The sequence below is a fragment of the Planctomycetota bacterium genome, assembly GCA_033763975.1.
In the GTDB taxonomy this organism is placed as follows: Bacteria; Planctomycetota; Phycisphaerae; order Phycisphaerales; family UBA1924; genus RI-211.
The window spans coordinates 130,232-152,596 of record JANRJM010000006.1 but is presented as its reverse complement, the minus strand read 5'-3'; the positions used below and the strand labels follow the sequence as shown (position 1 = coordinate 152,596).

Below are 22,365 nucleotides of genomic sequence, written 5' to 3'. Positions count from 1 at the left end.
GGGCGCCCCATGCTGGTGATCGAGAATCTCCGCAAGTCGTTCGGCGCGTTGGTGGCGGTCGATGGGCTGTCGCTGGAGGTGCGCGCGGGCGAGGTGTTCGGGCTCCTGGGGCCGAACGGCGCGGGAAAGAGCACGACGATCTCGATGGCGATCGGGCTGCTGAAGCCGGACGCGGGGCGTGTGGAGATCGGCGGGTCGCCGCCGGGAGACGCGCGGGCGCGGGCCAGGTTGGGGGTGGCGACGCAGTCGCTGGCGCTGTACGACACGCTGAGCGCGGAGGAGAACCTGCGGTTCTACGGCACGCTGTTCGGGGTCGTGGGGACGAGGCTGCGCGAGCGGGTAGACGCGGTGCTGGCGCGCGTGGGGCTGTCGGAGCGACGGGGCGACCGGGTGGAGGGGTTCAGCGGCGGGATGAAGCGCCGGCTGAACCTGGGCGTGGCGATGATCCATGACCCGCCCCTGCTGCTGCTGGACGAGCCGACGGCGGGGGTGGATCCGCAGTCGCGGGCGAGCATCATCGACCTCGTGCGCGAACTGGCGGGGTCGGGCAAGACGATCGTCTACACGACACACTACATGGAAGAGGCGCAGAAGGTGTGCTCGCGCGTGGGGATCATCGACAAGGGGCGGCTGCTGGACGTGGGGACGGTGGACGGGCTCATCGCGCGGCACGGGGGGGAGAGCGTCGTGACGATCGTGCGGGGCGTGGGAGATGATGCGCCGCGGGACGTGGTGCAGAGCCGCGACCCGGCGGCGGTGCTGCGCGAGGCGCTGGCGCGGGACGCGAGCGTGACGGCGGTGCACGTGGAGAAGCCCGATCTGGAGCGGGTGTTCCTGGCGCTGACGGGGAGGAGATTGCGAGACTAGATGCGCGCTGTCGTAGCCATCGCGTTCAAGGACCTGCGTCTGCTGCTGCGCGATCGCGGGGCGGCGTTCTTCGCCTTCGTGTTCCCGCTGCTGCTGTCGGTCTTCTTCGGGGCGATCTTTCCCGGCGGGGGCGGGAAGAGCGGCGGGATGAAGATCGCCGTGGTCGACGAGGACGGGACCACCGCGTCGGGCGAGATCGTGGCGGACCTCGAGAAAGACTCGTCGCTCCGCGTCACGCGCGCGCCCGACCGCGCGGCGGGGCGCGACCTGGTGCGCGGGGGCGATGTCTCGGCGTGCGTGATCTTTCCCGAGGGGTTCGGCGACCGCGTCGACGCGCTCTTTACGCAAGGGACGGCGGAGATCGAGGCGATCGTCGAGCCCGGGAGAGCCGCGGAGGCGGGGCTGCTGCAGGGCAAACTGCAGGAGAAGGCGTTCCAGCGTGTGTTCGGCGGGTTCACCGACGGGTCGCGGTTCACCGGCGTGATGGGGCGGGCGCGCGACTCGCTGGCGCAGGCGACGGACCTGAAGCCCGAGAGCAAGGAGGCCATCGGCGGGATGCTCGACTCGATCGAGGACGTGCGGACGCGCCTGGAGGCGGAGGCGAAGGCGGACGACGCGGAGAAAACGGGCGAGGCGGGCGGCGATGCGGAGGACGACGGCGGGTTCGGCGGGTTCCGGCCGGTGGCGATCACGGTGGAGGAGTTGGGGGCGAAGGAGCGGCGCGGGCCGCGGAGCACGTACGAGGTGAGTTTTCCGCAGGGCGTGGTGTGGGGGCTGATGGGGTGCACGCTGGCGTTCGGGGCGGGGCTGGCGACGGAACGGTCGCGCGGGACGCTGGTGCGGCTGACCACGGCGCCGATTTCGCGCGGGGCGATTCTTGGGGGCAAGGCGCTGGGGTGTTTCATCGCGTGCCTGATGGTGCAGGCGCTGCTGATGGCGTTGGGCCTGGCGCTGGGGGTGCGGGTGGAGTCGTGGGGGAACCTGGCGGCGGCGATGCTGGCGAGCGCGATCGGGTTCAGCGGGCTGATGATGATGATGGCGGGGCTGTGCCGCACCGAGGCGGCGGCGCGGGGCACGGGCCAGGCGGTGGTGCTGATCCTGGCGATGATCGGTGGGGGGACGGTGCCGCTGTTCCTGCTGCCGGATTGGGCGCAGACGGCGAGTTCGGTGAGCCCGTTCCGGTGGGCGCTGCTGGGGGTGGAGGGCGCGTTGTGGCGCGACATGCCGCCTGAGCGGATGGCGTTGCCGGTGGGCGTGCTGCTGGGGCTGGCGTTGATTGGGTTTGTGGTGGGGGTGCGGACGATGCGGTGGAGCGAGTAGTTCCTACGATCAGCGGCTCGGGCGGGTAGCTCAACGGCCAGAGCACTCGCCTTACACGCGAGGGGTTCGGGGTTCGAATCCCCGCCCGCCCATTGGGAGGCGCCGGCGCCGTTGCCGGCACGGTGTCTGTGGTGGGGGCGGCCCGCATTGAACGCGCTCGACTTCGTGTACATCCCGCTGGCGATCGCGACCGCCCCGGTGTGGGCGGGCAAGAAGCGCTCGGGGTGGGCGGAGCGGTTCGGGAAGGTGCCGGCGATCGCGCCGACGGGGCGCCCGCGGCTGCTACTGCACGCGGTGTCGGTGGGCGAGGTGAGCGCCCTGCGCGAGCTGGTGCCGCTGCTGACGGCGCGGTGCGAGGTGGTGGTGAGCGCGACGACCGACACCGGGCTGCGCCGGGCGCGGGAGCTGTTCGCGGGAGCGGCGCATGTCGTGCGGTACCCGCTGGACTTCTCGTGGAGCGTGCGGCGGTTTCTCGACGCGGTGCGGCCCGACGCGGTCGGGCTCGTCGAACTCGAGGTCTGGCCCAACTTCATGGACGCGTGCGCGGCGCGGGGGATCCCGGTGGGCGTCATCAACGGGCGGCTGTCGGCGCGCTCGTACAAGGGCTACGCGAAGATCCGGGGGTTCATGGCGCGCCGGCTGGGGCGGCTGGAGTTCGCGGCGGTGCAGGACGTGGACTACGCCGGGCGGTTCCAGGCGCTGGGCGTGCTGCCCGAGCGATGCCGCGTGACGGGCAGCATGAAGTGGGACGCGGCGAAGATCGAAGACGGGCCGGTGGCGGGCGCGGGCGCGCTAGCGCGGGAGATGGGGATCGACCCGGAGCGGCTGCTGATCGTCGCCGGGAGCACGGGCCCGGGGGAAGAGTCGCTGCTGCACGAGTGCTGCCCGGCGGGCGTGCAGTTGCTGTGCGCGCCGCGCAAGCCCGAGCGATTCAACGAGGCGGCGGCGGCGATGCCCGGGTGCGTGCGCCGGTCGCGGCGCGGCACGCCCACGCTGGGCGCGGACCGGTTTCTGCTCGACAGCATCGGAGAACTGCGTCAGGCGTACAGCCTGGCGGACATCGCGGTGGTCGGGCGGAGTTTCATGGGCGACCTGTTCGGGTCGGATCCGGTGGAGCCGGTGTCGCTGGGGAAGGCCACGGTGATGGGGCCGTACGTCTCGGACTTTGAGCAGACGGTGTCGGAACTCGACCGTCGCGGGGGGATCGAGCGGGCCGACCGGGGGACGCTGCGGTCGGTGATGGGGCGGCTGCTGGCGAATCCGGAGCGACGGCGCGAGGTGGCGCGGCGCGGACGAGAGGCGATCGAGGCGAACCAGGGCGCGAGCCGCGTGCACGCGGAAATGCTGCTGGGGCTGGTGCGGGGACGTGCGGCGGAGGCGGAAGGGGAACGCGGCGCGCCGGCGGCGGCGTACGGTGTTTGAATGGTTGCGGGGCGAGAGCCGGCCGCGGGGTGGGAGGGGGACTTGAGTTCCCACCGGTTTTGTGGGAAGATAGGAACTGGACGGCGGGTGCCTCGTAGGGCCTACGGGACCCGAGGGCGTGGAGGTTTGGCGGCGGGAGTGATCTCGCCACGCCGAGCCGCGCAGGGCAACCACCCAACCGGACGAGGTACTTCCGCGTGGCAACAACGCGCGGCGGTCTGGAGTCGTGTATGCGAAGCGGACAGCAGAACCGGGGCGGGGCATCGCGTTCATTCCAGCCGGGGATCGGCGCACTCGAAGCGCTGGAGGCCCGGCAACTGCTGAGCGCCGACCTGCCGCGGAACGCGGCGTGGGTGCCGTGGGGCGAGGGCGAGGTCGCGGCGATCCGCGGCTCGTACATCCTGCAGTTCGAGGAAGCGCAGAGCACGGCGCAGGCGGAACTGATGGCCCGGGAGGTCGCGACGCGCCTGGGGGTGCGGGCGAGCGACTTCGAGGTCATCGCGCGCGGGCGGTACGCGACGTTCACGACGAACGACCAGATCCGGGCGGAGAACGCGCAGCGTCTGGTGGACGAGCTGGGGTTCCTGCGGAGCTTCGAGCTGAACCGGGTGCAGCAGGCGTTGCGGACGCCCAACGACCCGCAGTTCGGCGAGCAGTACGCGCTGAACAACACGGGGCAGTTCATCCAGGGCAGCGGGTTCGGCACCAACGGGGCGGACTCGAGCCTGACGGACGCGTGGGACATCACGATCGGCACGCGGCAGAACGTGATCGCGGTGATCGACACGGGCATCGATCTCGCGCACCCGGACCTCGTGCAGAACCTCTGGCGCAACCCGGGCGAGACGCCCAACAACGGCGTCGACGACGACGGGAACGGGTTCGTCGACGACGTGTTCGGCTGGGACTTCGGCGACAACGATTCGAGCCCGGACGATGATTCCGCGGGCTTCGCCCACGGCACGGCGGTGGCGGGCGTCATCGGCGCCACGGGCAACAACAACCTGGGCGTGACGGGCGTCAACTGGAACGTCTCGATGATGGCCCTCAAGATCGCCGACCAGTTCGGGGCGCTCTCGACGGCGGCGATCGTGGCGGCCCACGACTACGCGACTCTCATGATCGGGCGCGGGACGAACATCGTCGCGAGCTGCAACAGCTACGGCGGGTTCAACCAGGCCTTCTACGCCGACGCGCCGGCGGGGTTCGTCGCCGAGCGCGACGCCATCGTGCGGTTCATCGCCGCGGGCTCGACGTTCGTGACGGCGGCGGGCAACAACGGGTTCGACAACGACAACCCCGACTTCACGTTCTTCCCCTCGTCGTACAACGTCCCCGGGGTGATCACGGCGGCGGCGACCGACAACAACGACCAGCTCGCGGGCTTCTCGAACTACGGCGAGGAGACGGTGGACCTGGGGGCCGCGGGCGTGCGGGTGTACACCACGCAGTACGGCGGTGGCTACCAGTACATCGACGGGACGAGCTTCTCGGCGCCGATGGTCGCGGGGGCGGTGGGGCTGCTCAAGACGGTGAAGCCCAACGCGAGCGCGGTGGAGATCCGCGAGGCGCTCATCAACAGCGTGGACCCGCTGCCGAGCCTGCAGGGGCGCGTGCGTTCGGGCGGGCGCCTGAACATCGCGCGGGCGATCGAGATCATCCAGATCGACGGGCCGGTGGTGCGCTCGGTGGACCCGGGCCCGGTGGCGACGCAGGTGGCGCCGGGCGGGACGACGCCCCGCAACGTGGTGACGCTGAACTTCAGCAAGGACATCGACGCGAGCTTCCTGTCGGGCGCGTCGGTCTCGCTGGTGGGCGCGGGCACGGATGATGTGTTCGGCACGGGCGATGACGTCTCCGTCGCGCTCACGTCGGTGGTGCGCGACGCGACGGACCCGCGCCTGGTGCGGGTGACGCTCAACCTCCTGGGCTTCCCGCAGGGTCGTCTGCCGGTGGACTTCTACCGCCTGACGCTGTCTCCCTCGGGCTTCCGCGACACGACCGGCAACTTCCTGAACGGGAACAACGCGGGCGGGACGCCCGAGGTCTACGACTTCCGGATCATCGCGACGACGGGCGACAACGAGCCCAACGACGTGCTGCTCGACGCGACGCGCCTGACCTTCGACTCGAACGGCACGGCGAACCTCTCGGGCGTCACGCTCGGCAACGGCGTGTTCGGCAACCTCGACGTCGACCTCTACCGCATCGACATGTCGCGGGGCGGGCAGATCACCGCGGAGATCACCGCGAAGCGGCTGCCCTCGGGCTCGACGCTCGACAGCTACCTGCGCCTCTTCGACGCCAACGGCGTGGAACTGGCGAGCAACGACCAGTTCTTCCAGCAGGACTCGTTCATCGACTTCTTCGTGCGCACGGCGGGCACGTACTACGTCGGCGTGAGCGGGTTCGGCAACGAGCGGTACAACGTCGAGGTGGGCGGGAGCGGGAACTCGCAGTCGACGGGCGTGTACAACCTCCGCGTCGACGTGCGCCTGGCCTCCGACGACGTCGTGACGAGCGTGTTCTACACGCCCACGCCCGCGCCGACGCCCGGGACGGACGTCTTCGCGAACTTCGACGCGCCGGCGAGCCAGACCACGCGCGTCCCGCCGAACGCGCCGACGCAGACGCAGGGGACCACGACGGCGTTCATCGACCTGTCGGACTCGCGCCAGATCCTGGACCTCAACGTGCGCCTGCGCATGTCGCACACGTTCACGGGCGACCTGGTGGTGAGCCTCATCTCGCCCCAGGGGACCGAGGTGATCCTGAGCAACCGGCGCGGGGCGTCGGGCGACAACTTCACGAACACGCTGTTCGACGACGAGGCGACGCAGGACATCGCGGCGGGCGCGGCGCCGTTCGCCGGGGCGTACCGCCCCGACGGGGCGCTGGGGTTCTTCGACGGGCAGACCGCCGCGGGGCGGTGGACGCTGCGCGTGAACGACACGACGCCCCTCAACAGCGGGCAGATCCTGAACTGGGCGCTGGACATCACGTACCAGAACGACATCTTCGGGCCCTTCGAGTCCAACGACACGATCGCCACCGCGCGGGCGCTGGCGATCACGAACGGCACGGGCACGGCGGACGTGACGGCGTTCATCGGCGACGGCGGGTTCGGGGTGTTCGACCGCGACCTGTTCTCGTTCGAGGCGACGGCGGGGTCGAGCCTGACGGCGGTGGTGACGCCCTCGAGCCTGCTGAACTCGGCGCTGCGCCTGTTCGACGCGCTGGGGAACCAGATCCTGGTGAGCAACCTGGACTCGACGACGTCGAGCCGCGTGGACTCGTTCGTGTTCGCGACGGGCGGAACGTACTACCTGGGCGTGTCGGAGTCGAACAACGTCGGGTACAACCCCAACGCGGTGGGCGATTCGACGGTGCGTCCGTCGCTGACGACGGGCGAGTACACGCTGGAGGTGTCGCTGACGCCGGGCGTGAGCGACCCCGGGCAGACGGTGTCGGGGAACGTGGTCGCGACGGGCGTGGGCACGAGCGGGTACATCGGCACGACGGGCGAGACGGGCGAGTATCGCGGGCTGCGGTACAACGGGATCGAGTTCCTGCCGGAGTTCACGCAGACGCAGGGGAACACGTCGCTCGTCAGGCCGCAGACGTTCTTCGGGGCGGTGGCGTCGGGCAACGAGTTCTCGAACGGCGCGCCGAACAGGCCGAACACGGTGCCGTTCGCGGTCGCGAACGAGAGCGACCCGCTGAACCGGCGGCTGAACACGAAGGGCGAGTATCGCGGGCTGCGGATCGAGCGGACGCTCTCGTACGGGGTGAACGACTCGTTCATCGCGATCGACGTCTTCCTGACGAACACGACGACCGCGCGCCTGGACGACGTGGCGTGGATGGAGGGGTTCAACCCCGATCCGGGCATCTCGCTGGCGGAGAACAGCACGGCGACGGTGAACGACATCGACGCGACGGGGCGGTTCGCCTCGGCCCGGTACGTGAACAACGAGTTTGCGCAGGGGCTGACGATCGCGCTCGCCGCCCCGGCCGCGGACACCCGCGCGACGGCGTACGTGCTGGGCAGCGGGCAGAACCTGCGTGATCCGGCGCTCATCCTCGCCTCGCCCGCGGTGGACCCCGAGGGTTCGACGTCCGACTCGCAGCTCGTCATGCTCTACAGCCTGGGCAACCTGGACGCGGGCACGACGGCGAGCTTCCGGTACTTCGTGTTCATGGGCGCGACGCCGGGCGCGGTCGACACGATGTACGCGGCGGTGAACAACGGGACGGGCGCCGGGCACCTGACGGCCAACTCGCAGGCGCCCGCGACGGAGGTGCTGTCGGACGGCTCGACGGCGCCGCAGTTCCCGTACCGCGTGTACTACCCCGAGGGCAACGCCAACAACGGCACGTACGAGTTCCTGCCCCTGAGCAACCCCAACAGCCAGGCGACGCGCGTCGTCGTCATCGCGCGGTACGAGTGGGGCGAGCGCGACCAGGTGCTGTTCGACTCCGTGATCGGCGCGAACGCCCGCTCGGGCATCACGCTCACCACGCCCGAGCTCGTGGCCCAGGGTGCGCAGCTCATCCGCAGCCCGGAGATCCCCTACGCGCTCGAGGTGCGGGCCGACAAGCCCTTCGCGGCGACCAGCGCGCACTACGACCTCAACCTGCTGCCCACCCCCAGCGCGGTCGGCGAGAGCTTCACGAGCGTCACGAGCGCGACCTGGTCGTTCGCCCGCGTCGTCAAGGGCGCCACGACCAGCGACTTCGTCGTGTGGTTCAACACCGCGGGCGTCAACGGCAAGGTCACGGCGACGTTCTTCCCCGAGGGCGGGGGCACGGCGTACGTGCGGTCGATCGACACGGAGGCGCTCCGCCGCGGCGGCATCGATGTCGGCGGGCCCTCGAACCTCGTCCAGACGCTCGGGGGCTCGCCCGCCGAGACGCCCTTCGTCCTCCCCGAGGGCGTGTACGGCGTCACGCTCTCGGCCGACGTGCCGATCGTCGCCGCCCTGTCGCACTACGACCGCGACGCGGTGGTCGCGGAGGGCGCGGTTGGCGCACTCGCGACCGGCTCCACGAGCGGGGTCATCGCCGAGGGGCAGTTCGGGCTCAACGCCACCTCCGAGCAGCTCGCCGCCCTCAACGCGGGCAGCGCGCCGGTGACGGTCACGTTCTCGTTCCTGTACGACAACGGCAGTTCGTACCGCGCGACGCTCAACGTGCCGGCGCGCGGGAGCGCCTCGCTGCAGGTCGAGGACCTGCCCGGGTTCCTCACCGGGCGGCCCTACGCCGTCGTGTACGAGGCGGCGAGCCCGGTCACCGTCACGGCGCGGTCCAACGCCTTCGGGCAGCAGCTCGCGAGCACGACCGCGACCGAGGCGTACTCGTGGTGGAGCTTCGGCGAGGGCTTCCGCCCCGGCGACCAGAGCACGCTGCACCCGGGCGTGGACGAACACCTGCGCCTGTTCAACCCGACGACCGCGGACGTCACGCTCGAGATCACGATCGCGTACGACGGCGCGCCGGGGAGCGAGACCTTCCGGCGCACGGTGCCCGCGCGTCGGGTGGTCGAGCTCGACATCGATCAGTTCGTGACGGGCGCGCGGCGCGCCACCGACCAGTTCTTCTCGCTGTCGATCAAGGCGCCCCAGCCCATCGTGGCGTACATGACGCACTACGACCGGGCCTTCCCGGGCGGGTTCGGCACGCTCGGCACGCCCTTGGGCCGCTCGGCGCCCGTCGTGTGATCGGTCCGACGTCGCCCTTTCCGCGCGCCCCGGAGCGGTCTCCGGGGCGTGCGTCGTTTTGGGGGTCGCTCGGCGGGGGTGCGTTCCTACAATGCGGGTCCACCAGCGGGAGGGCGTAGCTCAGTTGGTAGAGCAGCGGCCTTTTAAGCCGTAGGTCCAGGGTTCGAGTCCCTGCGCCCTCATTCCTTCGAACACGGAGACGCGCGTTGCCGGGAGTCTTCCACGCGAACTGGTCCGGGGATGCGTTGCACCTGTGGTGCGAGCGTGGCGACGGCGCGCCCGCGCCGATGGGTCCTCCGAGCGAGGACGACCTGCGCCGCGTGGCGCCCGCGATGGGCGCGCTGCGGGCGTCGGCGGGAGAACTGACGCTGCGGCTGCCCGCGAAGGCGGGCGTGCCGACGCCCAGCGGCACGCTGGCGCGCACGGTGGGATCGCCGGGCGGTTCGAGCCCGGACGCGGCGGCGGGCGTCTCGATCGAGGCCGTGCGCGTGCCGACGCTGGCCATCCCCGCGGGAGCGGCGTGCGACGTGCTGACCGCGCTGTCGGACGCGATCGCCGAGCGGGAGGAACTGGGCGAGGCGGGGGAATGGCGGGCGGGGAGCTCGCTGGAGTACTTCGCGCAGGCGGCACGCCTCGCGCTGGGGCTCATGGCGCGCCAGCGGGTGGTGCCCATGCTCGTGCAGGCGGGTGGCACGCTGCGGGGCGCGTGGGAGCCCTGGCTGAGCGACGCCGAGACCGCGGCGCGGGTGCAGATGCTGGTCGCGGCGATGCCGGCGTCGGCCCGGGCCGTCGCGGACGCGCTGCGCCATGACGCCGGCGCGGTGACGGGCGCGTTCCTGGGCGCGGTGGTGGACGCGGAGTGCCGCGCGGCGCTGGCGCGCGAGCGGTTCGACGAGGCGATCGAGGGGCGCGACGCCTCGAACGACCAGTGTGTGGCGTGGCTGGCCGGGCTGCTGGGCCCGGGCGACGAGCTCGCGGGCCCGCCGGCGCTGCGGGGCGACATGGCCCGGCGCGTGCGCGCGTGGATCGGCTCGCTGGAAGAGCGCGGGCCCAGCGCCGCGTGGCGGCTGCTGCTGCGACTGGCCGAGCCGCTCGCGCTCGATCCCAAGGCGCCCGATCCGGCGGCGGACGAGGCGTGCTGGACGGTGTCGTTCCATCTGCAGGCGGTGGACGCGCCCGGGGTGGTGCTCGACGCGCCGGACATCTGGCTGATCCCCGGCGAGTCGGCGACGATCATGGGGCGGCGGATCGACCGCCCGCAGGACCTGCTGCTGGGGGAACTGGGGCGCGCGTCGCGCGTGTACCGCACGCTGGAGGGCGCGCTCGAGGATTCGCAGCCGTCGCGCCTGCGCCTCACGACCAAGCAGGCGTACGAGTTCCTGCGCGAGGTCCGCCCGATTCTGGTGGAGCAGGGGTTCGGGGTCGACGCGCCCGCGTGGTGGGACGCGCCGTCCGCGCGCCTGGGCGCCCGACTTCGCCTGGAGAGCAAGGGGATCGACCCGTTCGGCGACGCGGGGGGCGGGCTGTCGAACGCGGCGCGGGCGCAGCTCGGGCTCTCGGCGCTGGTGGGGTACACGTGGGAGATCGCCGTGGGCGACCTCGCGCTGTCGCTGCGCGAGTTCGAGCAACTCGCGGCCAAGCGCACGCCCCTGGTGCGGATCAACGGACGCTGGGTCGAGGTGCGGCCCGAGGACGTGCAGGCGGCGATCAAGTTCATCCGCGACAACCCGGGCGGCGAGATCCGCCTGGGCGAGGCCCTCCGCCTGGCGTACGCGAGCGACCTGGTGAAGACGGGTATCCCGGTGGTGGGGCTCGAGGCGACGGGCTGGCTGCAGGCGTTCTTCAACAGCGAGGCGGCGTCGCGCCAGCTCGCGCCCGTGGAGACGCCCGCGACGTTCCACGGCGCGCTGCGCCCCTACCAGCAGCGGGGCGTGTCGTGGATGGTGTTCCAGGAGCACCTGGGCTTTGGGATCTGCCTGGCGGACGACATGGGGCTGGGCAAGACGGTGCAGCTCCTGGCGCTGCTGGCGCACGAGCGCGAGATTGCAAAGCAGACCGGGCAGGCGGTGCGCCCGACGCTGCTGCTCGTGCCGATGTCGGTGGTGGGCAACTGGATGCACGAGACGGCGCGGTTCTGCCCGGATCTCACGCTGCTCGTGCACCACGGGCAGGACCGCTCCATCGGCGACGCGTTCGTGGAGCGCGTGGAGAAGAGCGACCTCATCGTCACGACGTACGCCCTGGCGCACCGCGACCGCGAGTCGCTGGGACGCGTGGAGTGGGGGCGGGTGGTGCTGGACGAAGCGCAGTACATCAAGAACCCGACGGCCAAGCAGAGCCAGGCGGTGCGGGCGCTGCGGGCCCAGCGGCGCGTGGCGCTCACCGGCACGCCCGTGGAAAACCGCCTGACCGAGCTGTGGTCGATCATGGATTTTCTGAACCCCGGGTACCTGGGCTCGTCGGGGTCGTTCCGCACGAAGTTCGCGCTGCCGATCGAGCGGTACCGGGATCGCCAGCGCAGCGAGCAGTTGCGCGGGCTCATCAGGCCCTTCGTGCTGCGCAGGCTCAAGAGCGACCCCACCGTGGTGGCGGACCTGCCCGAAAAGGTGGAATCGCGCGAGTACACGCACCTGACGGCCGAGCAGGCGTCGCTGTACCAGAACTGCGTGAAGCGGATGCTGGGCGAGGTGGAGCAGGCCGAGGGCATGCAGCGCCGGGGCCTGGTGCTCGCGGCGCTGGTGCGCCTCAAGCAGTTGTGCGATCACCCGACGCTGGTGCTGCAGGACGGGGAAGAACTCGGGCACCGCCCGCCGGACCCGTCGCGCTCGGGCAAGTGCATCCGCCTGCTGGAGATGCTGGACGAGGTGCTCGCGGAGGGGGACCAGGCGCTCGTGTTCACGCAGTTCCGCGAGATGGGCGCGCTGCTCGAAGCGATGCTGCGCCACCAGTTCGGCAAGGACGTGCTGTTCATCCACGGCGGGACGAGCCAGCCGCAGCGGCAGGCGATCATCGACCGCTTCCAGAAGGCCGACGGGACGGCCCCGGTGCTCATCCTCAGCCTGCGGGCGGGCGGGGTGGGGCTGAACCTGACGGCGGCGACGCACGTGTTCCACTTCGACCGGTGGTGGAACCCGGCGGTGGAGAACCAGGCGACCGACCGGGCGTACCGCATCGGGCAGACGCGGACGGTGCAGGTGCACAAGTTCGTCGTGCGCGGGACGCTGGAAGAGCGCATCGACCAGATGATCGAGAGCAAGACCGAACTGGCCGAGAACATCATCGGCGCGGGCGAGGGGTGGCTGAGCGACCTCAGCACCGACCAGTTGCGGGACATCCTGACCCTGCGCAACGAAGCGGTCGACGACGAGGTCTGAAGAGAGTTTCACGCCGCGCAGGGGGGTTCTGGGCCTTCGGCCCGGGGCGGGCCGGCGGCTGATACGATCCGCGTTCATGAGTGCAGCCGAGACGATCACCATGACCCGCACGCCCACGCGGGCGACGGCGGCGGGCACCGAGGAGGGACCCCCGACCCCGGTCGAGATCCCCGCCCGCCTCGGCAGCGTCAGCCTCGTCCGCGAGATCGGCAAGGGCGGCATGGGCGTCGTGTGGCTGGGGCGGCACGAGATGCTGCACCAGGACGTCGCCGTCAAGTTCCTGCTCAACGCCGTCTGCAGCGACGATGACCCGCACTTCGCGATGTTCCTGGAAGGGGCGCGGGCCGCGGCGGCGCTCCGGCACGAGGGGCTCAACCCGGTGCTCAACGCCGACGTCGTCGCCGGCGTCCCGTTCATCGTGATGGAGTACGTCGACGGGCCCACGCTGGCCCACGTCATGGAGCCCCAGACCCCCTTTCCGTTGGCGGCGGCGCGCGTGGTGCTGGAGGCGGCGTGCGAGGCCGTCGCGGTGCTGCACGAGCACGGGGTCGTGCACCGGGACATCAAGCCGGCGAACATCCTCCTGGCCCAGAACGGCGCGCCCGTGCTGACCGACTTCGGCCTGGCGTGCGCGCGGCCCGTGTCGTCGCTGAAGGGGGCGCGCGTCGAGGGCGTCGCGGGCACGCCCGAGTACATGGCCCCCGAGATGTTCGAGCGGGCGGTGTCGCCCCGGTCCGACGTCTACGCGATGGGCGTGATGATGTACGAACTGCTCACGGGGCACCTGCCCTTCGAGGGCGACCTGGGCGCGCTGCGCGAGGCGCACGCGCGGGCGGAGATGCCCCTGGACCCCGTGCGGGCCATCCACCCGGCGCTGGCGGACGTGATCGAGCGGGCGTGCGCGAAAAACACGATGTTCCGCACGAAGTCGGCGCGCCACCTGCGCATGGCCCTCGACGGCGCGTTCGCGCAGGTCGACGCGATGCTGGCCAACCGTGCGCGGGGCGAAGCGGACCTTGCGGCGATGGTGGCGAAGCGTCACGCGAACAAGGCCGCGGGAATCGCGACCCCGACGCCCCAGGCGGGCGCGACGTACTACGACCGCCTGAGCACGATCGCGCAGAAGCGAAAGAGCGACGTGCCCCAGCCCGAGGCGGCGGCGGGGGACGGACTGGCCGACAGCGTGCCGGAGGGCACTGTGTGCGTGCGCTGCGGGACGGCGGTGGGCGGGCTGAGCATGACGGCCCGGTGCCCGTCGTGCCTGCTGCTCGTGAAGTACTCCACCGACCCGGCGCTGTATGAAGAACTTGTCCGGGCCGCGCCACGGGCGGACACGACCCCGTCCTCGCGGGCGGCGACCCCGCGGAATCCTGAGGCGGAGCGACCGCCTGCGCCTGAACGCGATGCGAACAGCGCGGAGGGCGGATTCCTCTCCAGGCTCTGGAAGCGTCTGGGCGGCTAAGGCGGCGCGGAAGTGTGTTTGCGTTTGTTCAATTGTGCTGGCACCGGGGTGCGTGCGGGACGGCTTCGTGTAGCATGCGCACCGCCTGCGCGGGGCTCCGCGCGGCCTGCGAGGAGATTGAGCATGACGACGTTCATCGGGTGGGAAAGCCGCGCGCGCACGGCGTGCGCGATCGGCGCGCTGTCGCTGGCGGCGTCGGCGGGCTTGGCGCAGACCACGTGGAAGAAGAACATCCCGGATGCCTTCCAGCATCAGCGCTGGGGAGCGAAGCCGGGCCCGAATCCGGGCGGGCTGCCGGCGATCGCGGGAGCGGCGGACGCGGGAGGCGATCAGGTCGAACTCGTGGGCGCGGCGCCGCGTCAGTTCATCTTCAGTTGGCAGGTGTCGTACCTGGAGAACCCGCCGGGCCCGGGCGGCTTCCCCGCGCCGAATGCGGGACGCGTGTCGGCGCTGGCGACGTTCAGCGGCTGGTGCAACTTCGCGACCTACACCAACCAGCTCTACCACTGGAAGGAGCGCGGATACAACACGATGGGCGCGGTGAACGACGCGGCGGACCTGCACACCGAGATGCGCACCCTCGTGCGGGATGCCTACGTCGACGCGGCGGCGAACAACATCGAACCGCTGAACCAGTTCACCAAGAGCGTGAACAACATCCTGGTGGCCCGGGGCGTCAACCCGGCCGACGGGCCCAGGGTGCGCGACGGGCTGACGGCGCAGAACTACAAGCAGTCGGGCCCGAACGTGTGCTTCCAGTCCGCGACCGGCGATGAGAAGCTGCTGCCCAAGACCACGCTCTTCCAGCACCTCCAGACGTCCATGAAGTTCGGCGACACGGTAAACCTGCGCCTCGGCTACGAGCCCCCGGCGGATCTGGCGGCCGATGCGCCGCAGCGTGACCTCTGGTGGCGCGGCCCGTCGACGCGCGAGGTGCCCGACCCGACCCCGGACAATCCGACCCGCACGCGGATGGTCGAGACCGGCGCGTTCCACTCCGTCGCCGTCGCGGGCTTCAGCGTCGCGGGCAACGGCACAATCCACTTCGCCGACCCGGACAGCAACCCCACGGGCAACAGCAACGACGGCAACCGCGGGGCCGACGCGGGCTGGAAGGAAGCCTTCCCGCAGAGCGGGAACGCGAACAACGACCTGGTGACGTCGAGCGACAACTGGCTGGCGGCGGCGCCGGCCGCGGGCAACGCGAACAACAAGGTCAAGCAGCGCCGGTTCGCGGCGGGGGCGAACGTGCCCGTGCCGGCCGGGGCCGTGCCGGCGGCGGCGGAGCGCACGAAGCTGTACTTCGAGGGCACGCTGAACGCGAACAAGACCGAGCTGGCGATCGCCGGGGCCGATTTCAAGCGGTACGACACCGTGAAGATCCGGTACATCGAGACGATCGAGGCGGTCAAGGGCGGGAAGAAGCCCCGCACGCCCGGCGCGGGGCCGGAGCCGACGACGTTCCAAGTGTCGCCGGCGATCGACGCCGACGCGGCCCCGACGCAGGACGGCACGCCCATTGCCATGGGCGAGATCAACGAGGTGTACCTGTTCCCGGCGTTCGAGACCGACCGGTTGCTCGAGGTCTCGAACATCCGCGTCAACGGCACGGCGGAGTCGTCGGTGGTCGTGACCGACCTCAACATGAGCGTGCCGAACGCGTGGAACATCTACTTCTTCGCGCCGGGCGCGCTCGACCCGTTCGGGAACGAGCTGCCCGAGGGCGGCGTCAAGATCTGGGCGGGCGACGGCATCGAGAACCTCGCCGGGCTCGACCTCATGGAGTTCGACTACCAGACGGCGACCGGCGGCGAGCTGGGCGCCTGGGACTTCATGTACAACGACGCCGACGTTGCGGAGTACGCGTCGTTCGGGGTGCAGAGTTACGGCGGGCTCTCGGGGTTCGACCTGCCCATGTTCCAGATCCCCGCGCCGGGTGCGGCCGGGCTGCTGGGCCTGGCGGCGTTGGCGTGGGGACGGCGTCGGCGGGCGTAAGGGCCGGTCGCGCCGGGGCTGCTGATGCACGCGTACACGCGGGGCGGGTGCTCGGAGACGGGCGTCCGCCCCGCGTGATATTCTGCGCGTCTATGACGACGAAAGTGTTCGAGACGCCCGCCGCCGCGTTCGCAGACCTGCGTGCCTCGGGCGTGCTGCGCGACGGCATGACGGTGATGGTGGGTGGGTTCGGGCTGTGCGGCATCCCGGAGCAGTTGATCATCGCGCTGCGCGACAGCGGGGTGACGGGGCTGACGTGCATCTCGAACAACGCGGGCGTGGACGACTGGGGCCTGGGGCTGCTGCTCCAGACGCGCCAGATCCGCAAGATGATCTCGAGCTACGTCGGCGAGAACGCGACGTTCGAGAAGCAGTTCCTGTCGGGCGAACTGGAGGTGGAGTTCAACCCGCAGGGGACGCTGGCCGAGCGGATCCGGGCGGGCGGGGCGGGCATCCCGGCGTTCTACACCGCGACCGGCGCGGGGACGATCGTGGCGGAGGGGAAGGACACGCGCTCGTTCTATCGCCCGTCGGAAGGGCTGTGCGGCGCGACCATCCCCGGCAGGTCGTTCGCGGGGCGGCCCGGCGTGAACAACGACGCCGCCGCGTTCCAGCGGGGCGACGCGCGCGACTACGTGCTCGAGACGGGGCTGTACGCGGACCTGGCGCTGGTGAAGGCGCACCGGGCCGATCCGTTCGGGAACCTCGTGTACCGCAAGACGGCGCGCAACTTCAACCCGATGATGGCGACGGCCGCGGCGTTCGTGATCGCCGAGGTCGACGAGCTCGACGCGCTCGGCGGGATCGACCCCGACCACGTGCACACGCCCGGGAGTTTCGTGAACCGGGTGGTGCGCACGACCAGCCAGAAGCGGGTCGAGCAGCGGACGGTGCGGCCGGACTGAAGGCGGGGCTAGCGCCCGCCCCGCAGGCGGCGGAGGATGGACACCGCGCCGCCGGTGCTGGAGTCGCCCCCGCTCGAGCCGCCGGAGCCTCCCGAGCCGCCCGAGCCGGGGTCGGACACGGGCGGGGGCGGGGCGATGGGATCAAAGTTCGGCAGCACGGTGCCCTCGGGCACGGGCACCTGGATGATGAACCGCTGGTCGCCCTCGGTGTTGACGTCGCGGTTGTTGATGCGCACGACCGAGGGGACGGTGGGGGCGACGAAGACGCTGTTCGTGACGTCGCGACGCACCTCGACGTTCTGGATGACGCTGCCGGCGTCGCCGCTGATGATGAGGCGGTCGTCGTCGTCGAGGAGGATGGCGTCGTCGGTGAAGAGCCCGGCCGCGACGAGCGAGTTGACCATGCGCCCGCGGACGAGGATCGTCTGGAACGAGCCGTTGCGGAAGCTGTCGGCGTTCGTGCCCGCCCCGCCGAGGTCGACGTCCGAGCCCAGCGTGGCGCCGGCGAGGACGCGGGCGCCGAGCATGTCGCGCCCGACGTCAAGGGTGATGATGAGCGGGGCGGCGAGGATGCCCTGGAAATCGCGCCGGGTGCGGAAGGTCTCCACGATGCCGTTCACCGTGGCGCGGAACGAGGGGAGCGTCGAGCCGAACTCGGCGAAGCCGATGCTCGAGGCGATGTTCCACAGCCCGCCGACCGAGCCCCGGATGCGCGCCGAGTCGATGCTCTGCGAGTTGGAGTTGCTGGTGGCGAGGGTGACGTTGGGGTGGAAGTCGCCGTTGGAGGAGATGCCGCTGATGAAGGCGGCCTCGAGCACGTCGGGCGACTGGTCGGTGTTGATCCAGCGCGAGACGCTCAGGGAATCGATGAACGAGCCCGACGAGACGACGGCGTCGCGGACGTCGCCGAGGTCGAGCGACTGCGAGAACGAGAACCCGCTGATCTGGAGCTGTCCGTTCTGGAGCCCGCCCAGGCGGACGTAGCCGACGCTCCCGCCGACGGTGAGCGTGCCGGTCATGACGACGCGCTCGGCGAGGATCTCCTTCAGGCTGCCGGGAATGTTGATCTGGCCGAACTCGGCGGTGCGCCCCGCGCGGTCGGTGGAGATGCGCAGGGTGGAGCGTTCGGTGGTGCCGGTGACCACGAGGAGAATGCGGCCGTCCTGGGGCGCGAGGTTGCCGGCGCCGGGCCCGTCGAGGCGGAGGGTGATCCGCGTGCCGTCGGACTGGGTGTACGAGAAGGGGACGTTGCGGTTGTTGATGGTGCCGAACTCGTAGAGGATCGAGGCGCTCGCGAAGGTCGAGGCGGTGTCGTTGCCCGGGTTCTCGTCCAGCGTGCCGTTGCCCGCGACGACGCGCGCGATGATGAAGTACTCGTTGGGCGAGACGGGGTCGCCCTCGGCGGGGTCGAGCAGCGCGGGCTCGGGCACATCGAGGCGGACCCGCGTCGACAGCCCCAGGCGCGGCATGCGCTGGATGGTCTCGGTGGCGAAGAGGCGGTCGCTATCGTCGAAGGTTTGGTCGAGCGACAGGTAGAACTCGACCTCGCCCCGCCCGAAGAAGTTGCGGTCTCCCACGTTCTGCACCGTGGCGTTCAGGCGGATGACGTCCACCTGGCGCCGCTGGTCGTAATCGTTGAACAGCGCGTCCACGCTCACGGTGAAGTCGGCGGCGAGGGCGAGGCGGCTTTCGAGCGCCTCGAACGGGGGGGATGCCTGCCGGCGCCGGTCATGCCGCGGGGTGGTCATGGGGGGACTCCTCGATGTGCCCTGGTCCGAAAACTCGTCGCCTAGCCTCAGGAGGACGGGCGCGAACACGGGCGGGGGCCCGCCGGGCACCCGCACCCGAGTCCGGTGAGTTTATCGCCCCGAGGGGCGGACCTGAAGAGGAAAATCGGTTGCGAGGAACACTGGGACTCGTGCTGACGCTCGTCGGCGGCGCCGTGATGCTCTTCGGCATCGTGCGGGGCGTGCTGCCGCTCATCCGCACCTACCAGCAGGCCCTGGAACGCCCGCTGGATGAAAGCGCCTCGGGCCCGGACCTCAAGTCCGACATGCTGACCGGCGTTGTCGTCGGGGCGTGCGGCGTGCCGGTGTTCCTGGTGGGCACGGTCATGATGAAGGCGGCGTTCGTCCGCCGGCTCCGCCGCCTGGGAGGCCGCTCGTGACCCGCCCGGACCTCGGCGCCATCCGCGCGATCACCTTCGACTGCTACGGCACGCTCGTGGACTGGGAGGCCGGCATCCTGCGCGCCCTCAAGCCGCTCCTCGCGGTGCGGGGCGCGCCCCTGCCCGACGAGGACGTGCTCGCGTCGTACGCGGCGTACGAGGCGGCGGAAGAAAGCGGCGAGTACACGCCCTACCGCGAGGTCCTGCGGGGCGTCACGGCGCGCTTCGCCGAACGCTGCGGGTTCGCGCTCGAAGAAAAGGAACTCGAGCACCTCCCCGCGTCGCTAGCCCGATGGCCTCTGTTCACGGATACCCGTGCGGCCCTCGCGTCGCTGGCGGCGCGCGTCCCGCTGGTCGTCTGCTCGAACGTCGACGACGACCTCTTCGACGCCACGCGCGAGGCGCTGGGCGTGGAGTTCGCGTACGTGGTGACGGCGTCGTACTGCCGCAGTTACAAGCCCGACCCGCGCCACTTCCGCGTGGCGCTCGCGCTGCTCGGCCTGCCGCCGGCGTCGGTGCTGCACGTGGCCCAGAGCCGCTACCACGACATCGCGCCCGCCCGGGCGCTGGGCATGCCGACCATTCGCGTGAATCGCCCGTCGCGCCGGGGAGGCGTGGGGGTCGCGCCGGCACACCCGCCCGCGAGCGAGCCGGACCTGGAAGTGCCGGACCTGGCGTCGGTGGCGCGCCTGTTCGATCGCCTGTAGGCCCCGTCCGGACGCAGCGTCCAAGGACGGGTCGCGGAGCCCGTCGCCTACGATCGACCGCGACGCGAGGGGCGGACGCCGCACCCCACCGTCCGCGGAGGGATCATGCGGATCTGCCTCGTTTCCAGCGAGGTCGCCCCGTTCGTCGGGGGCGGCCTGGCGACGTACATCCTCGAGATGGCCCGGGCGCTCCTCGCCCGCGGGCACGAGGTGCACGTCCTCACGCAGGCGTTCGAGGGGCTGCCCGAACGCGGCGCCGCGGCGGCGCCGGGCGCGCGGTTTCACGCCTTTGACGTGAACGCCGGTCGGGCGGCGTTGCCGGGTGCGCACTACTCGTTCGCGTCGCGGATGAGCATGGCGATCCTCGACGCGCTCCGCCCGCTGCACGAGGCGACGCCGTTCGACTACATCGAGTTCCCGGAGTACCAGGGGCAGGGGTACTGGTCGTGCCGCGCGAAGCGCACGCTGGGCGACTTTGCGTCCGCGGTGCTGGGCGTGCGCCTGCACACCCCGCTGTACCTCTGCCGCGAGGTGGACCGCACGCCGACGATGGACGTGGAGATCGCGCACCTGGACCATCTGGAGCGGTGGTCGGCGGGCGAGGCGGACGTGGTGCTGGGCGCGAGCGCGGCGATGCTCGAGCGGATGCGCCGGGACGTGGCGCAGGCCTCGCCCCGCGCGGGCGTGCCGCCGTTCCGCCTGCTGCGCCTGCCGCTGGATCTCTCGGCGTGGACGCGCGACGTGCCCGAGCCGGCGCGGACGGACGTGCCGGAGATCGTGTTCGTCGGGCGGACGCAGTTGTGCAAGGGTGCGCACGTGCTGGCGGAGGCGGCGTCGATGCTGCTCGACCGCGGGCACCGCCTGCGCGTGCGGTTCATCGGTGGCGACACGACGACCGGGCCGTTCGGCCGCTCGATGCGCGAGCACATGGACCGGCGCACGCCCGAAGCGCACCGCGAGCACCTGCGGTACGAGGGGCCGGTGGCGCGAGAAGACCTCCGCCGCGCCATCCGCGGGGCGGCGGTGGTGGCGTGCCCGTCGCTGTGGGATTCGTACTCGTACGCGTGCATCGAGGCGATGGCGCTGGGGGCGTGCGTGGTCGCGGGCGACGGCGGGAGCCTGCCGGAACTCGTGCAGCACGAGGTGAGCGGGCTGGTGTGCCGCGCCGACGACCCGGGCGCACTCGCGGACGTGTTGGCGCGGGCGCTGGGAGATGAGGGGTTGCGGGCGCGCCTCGGGGCCGCGGCGTCGGTGCGGGCGCGCGAGTTGAGCGACGCGGGTGCGATCGCGCAGGGGCTGGAAGCGATCGTCGAGGCGCACAGGCGGGACGCCCGTGCCGCCCGGCCTCAAGAAACCGGGCCTCAAGAAACCGGGCCCGAAGGGGCCGAACCCCGGGCCGCGGGCCGTGCCGGCGGCGTCCGCACGCCCGACATCACCGTCATCATCCCGTTCTACAACGTCGGCAGGTTCCTGCCCGACACGCTCGACTCGCTGAAGCGCCAGACGCACGCCGACTTCGACCTGCTCATCATCAACGACGGCTCCACCGAGCCCGACTCGCTCGCCCTGCTCGACGATCTCTCTCGCGCCGGCTACACCGTGCTGCACAAGAAGAACGGCGGCCTGGGCTCGGCCCGCAACCACGGCTTCCGCCACGCGCGCACGCCCTGGGTCGTGCCGATCGACGGCGACGACGTCGCGCACCCGCGGTTCGTCGAACTGCTGTACCGGGCCGTGCGCCGCGACAGCTCGCTCGCGTGCGCCAGTTGCATGTTCGAGAGTTTCTACGAGACGCCCGGCGAGGCGGTGAGCGGGTACGTCCCGCTCGCGATCGACCGCAACCTGCTCGCGTACCACAACATCGGCGGGCCCGGGGCCGCGAGCATTCTGTCGCGCGAGGTCGTGCTCGGCGTCGGCGGGTACGACGAATGGCTCACGAGCTTCGAAGACTGGGACCTCTGGTGCACGCTCGCCACCCGCGGCTACCGGGGCGTGGCCATCCCCGAGTTCCTGCTCTACTACCGCCTCCGCCCCGGCTCGCTCATCCGCAGCGAGGCCCTGCACCGCTGGCACGCCCTCAAGGCGTACATCATCGCCAAGCACCCCGGGCTCATGGCGCGCCCCGACGTCACCCTCCGCATGCAGCTCGCCGAGACGTACCAGGAAAAGGAACGCGCCCACGCCCTCGCGGCCGAGGTCGAATCGCTCCGCGCCCGGCTCGCCGCGCTCGAGCAGGGCGGCCCGGCGCCGATGAGCGCGCCCCCGCACGACCACGTCGAGATCGAGGTCAAGAAGCGACTCGCCGAGAACCTCCGCTACCGCCTCGCCGACAAGGTGAACGACACCATCGGCGCCCTCGGCGTCAAACGCCTCGCGAAAGACGCGGCGATGGGCGTCGAAAAGCTGTTCAGACGCGGGTGAGGCGA

Annotated in this window: 12 protein-coding genes and 2 tRNA genes; 13 read left to right on the top strand and 1 reads right to left on the bottom strand. The window is 71.3% G+C overall.

The features are described 5' to 3' along the window. Nucleotides 1-9: 9 nt before the first annotated feature. The 10 genes from SFY69_04005 to SFY69_03960 all read left to right on the top strand — a co-directional run bounded on the left by SFY69_04005 (nucleotide 10) and on the right by SFY69_03960 (nucleotide 17,065). Nucleotides 10-867, top strand: coding sequence for an ABC transporter ATP-binding protein (locus SFY69_04005; GenBank protein ID MDX2131199.1), 858 nt, complete (start codon nucleotides 10-12; stop codon nucleotides 865-867). Beyond that, nucleotides 868-2,187: an ABC transporter permease gene (locus SFY69_04000; GenBank protein ID MDX2131198.1), complete on the top strand. Its 1,320-nt coding sequence runs from the start codon at nucleotides 868-870 to the stop codon at nucleotides 2,185-2,187. Nucleotides 2,188-2,206: 19 nt separating this feature from the next. Beyond that, a tRNA-Val gene (locus SFY69_03995) sits at nucleotides 2,207-2,279 on the top strand. Nucleotides 2,280-2,334: 55 nt separating this feature from the next. Next, complete coding sequence (locus SFY69_03990) at nucleotides 2,335-3,609, top strand: glycosyltransferase N-terminal domain-containing protein (GenBank protein MDX2131197.1); 1,275 nt, start codon at nucleotides 2,335-2,337, stop codon at nucleotides 3,607-3,609. Nucleotides 3,610-3,839: 230 nt separating this feature from the next. After that, the gene (locus SFY69_03985) at nucleotides 3,840-9,329 is read left to right on the top strand and encodes a sensory rhodopsin transducer (protein ID MDX2131196.1); all 5,490 of its coding nucleotides are present in this window, start codon (nucleotides 3,840-3,842) and stop codon (nucleotides 9,327-9,329) included. A gap of 109 nt (nucleotides 9,330-9,438) precedes the next feature. Continuing rightward, a tRNA-Lys gene (locus SFY69_03980) sits at nucleotides 9,439-9,511 on the top strand. A gap of 24 nt (nucleotides 9,512-9,535) precedes the next feature. Beyond that, nucleotides 9,536-12,703, top strand: a complete 3,168-nt coding sequence (locus tag SFY69_03975; protein MDX2131195.1) for a DEAD/DEAH box helicase — start codon at nucleotides 9,536-9,538, stop codon at nucleotides 12,701-12,703. Between the two features lie 76 nt (nucleotides 12,704-12,779). Then, nucleotides 12,780-14,165, top strand: a complete 1,386-nt coding sequence (locus SFY69_03970) for a serine/threonine-protein kinase (protein MDX2131194.1) — start codon at nucleotides 12,780-12,782, stop codon at nucleotides 14,163-14,165. Between the two features lie 123 nt (nucleotides 14,166-14,288). Continuing rightward, a complete protein-coding gene (locus SFY69_03965) occupies nucleotides 14,289-16,160 on the top strand; it encodes a hypothetical protein (GenBank protein ID MDX2131193.1) in 1,872 nt (623 codons plus the stop codon). Nucleotides 16,161-16,252: 92 nt separating this feature from the next. Further along, on the top strand, nucleotides 16,253-17,065 hold the full coding sequence (locus SFY69_03960) for a CoA transferase subunit A (protein MDX2131192.1): 813 nt from the start codon (nucleotides 16,253-16,255) through the stop codon (nucleotides 17,063-17,065). Between the two features lie 8 nt (nucleotides 17,066-17,073). On the opposite strand, the gene SFY69_03955 is transcribed toward SFY69_03960, so the two are convergent. After that, on the bottom strand, nucleotides 17,074-18,813 hold the full coding sequence (locus SFY69_03955; protein MDX2131191.1) for a hypothetical protein: 1,740 nt from the start codon (nucleotides 18,811-18,813) through the stop codon (nucleotides 17,074-17,076). 170 nt (nucleotides 18,814-18,983) lie between these two features. Here SFY69_03955 and SFY69_03950 point away from each other — a divergent pair, with 170 nt between their 5' ends. The 3 genes from SFY69_03950 to SFY69_03940 all read left to right on the top strand — a co-directional run bounded on the left by SFY69_03950 (nucleotide 18,984) and on the right by SFY69_03940 (nucleotide 22,360). Then, entirely contained in the window at nucleotides 18,984-19,232 is a 249-nt protein-coding gene (locus SFY69_03950) for a hypothetical protein (GenBank protein ID MDX2131190.1), read from the top strand. Then, nucleotides 19,229-19,939, top strand: a complete 711-nt coding sequence (locus tag SFY69_03945) for a haloacid dehalogenase type II (protein ID MDX2131189.1) — start codon at nucleotides 19,229-19,231, stop codon at nucleotides 19,937-19,939. The genes SFY69_03950 and SFY69_03945 overlap by 4 nt, the downstream gene beginning before the upstream one ends. 105 nt (nucleotides 19,940-20,044) lie before the next feature. Next, nucleotides 20,045-22,360 carry a glycosyltransferase gene (locus tag SFY69_03940; GenBank protein MDX2131188.1) on the top strand — a complete coding sequence of 772 codons (2,316 nt, stop codon included), beginning with the start codon at nucleotides 20,045-20,047 and terminating at the stop codon, nucleotides 22,358-22,360. Nucleotides 22,361-22,365 lie beyond the last annotated feature (5 nt).

Coding starts and splice junctions, on each gene's coding strand:
- SFY69_03940 (MDX2131188.1), top strand. CDS start 20,045: ATGCGGATCTGCCTCGTTTCCAGCGAGGTCGCCCCGTTCGTCGGGGGC.
- SFY69_03985 (MDX2131196.1), top strand. CDS start 3,840: ATGCGAAGCGGACAGCAGAACCGGGGCGGGGCATCGCGTTCATTCCAG.
- SFY69_03955 (MDX2131191.1), bottom strand. CDS start 18,813: ATGACCACCCCGCGGCATGACCGGCGCCGGCAGGCATCCCCCCCGTTC.
- SFY69_04000 (MDX2131198.1), top strand. CDS start 868: ATGCGCGCTGTCGTAGCCATCGCGTTCAAGGACCTGCGTCTGCTGCTG.
- SFY69_03965 (MDX2131193.1), top strand. CDS start 14,289: ATGACGACGTTCATCGGGTGGGAAAGCCGCGCGCGCACGGCGTGCGCG.
- SFY69_03960 (MDX2131192.1), top strand. CDS start 16,253: ATGACGACGAAAGTGTTCGAGACGCCCGCCGCCGCGTTCGCAGACCTG.
- SFY69_03970 (MDX2131194.1), top strand. CDS start 12,780: ATGAGTGCAGCCGAGACGATCACCATGACCCGCACGCCCACGCGGGCG.
- SFY69_04005 (MDX2131199.1), top strand. CDS start 10: ATGCTGGTGATCGAGAATCTCCGCAAGTCGTTCGGCGCGTTGGTGGCG.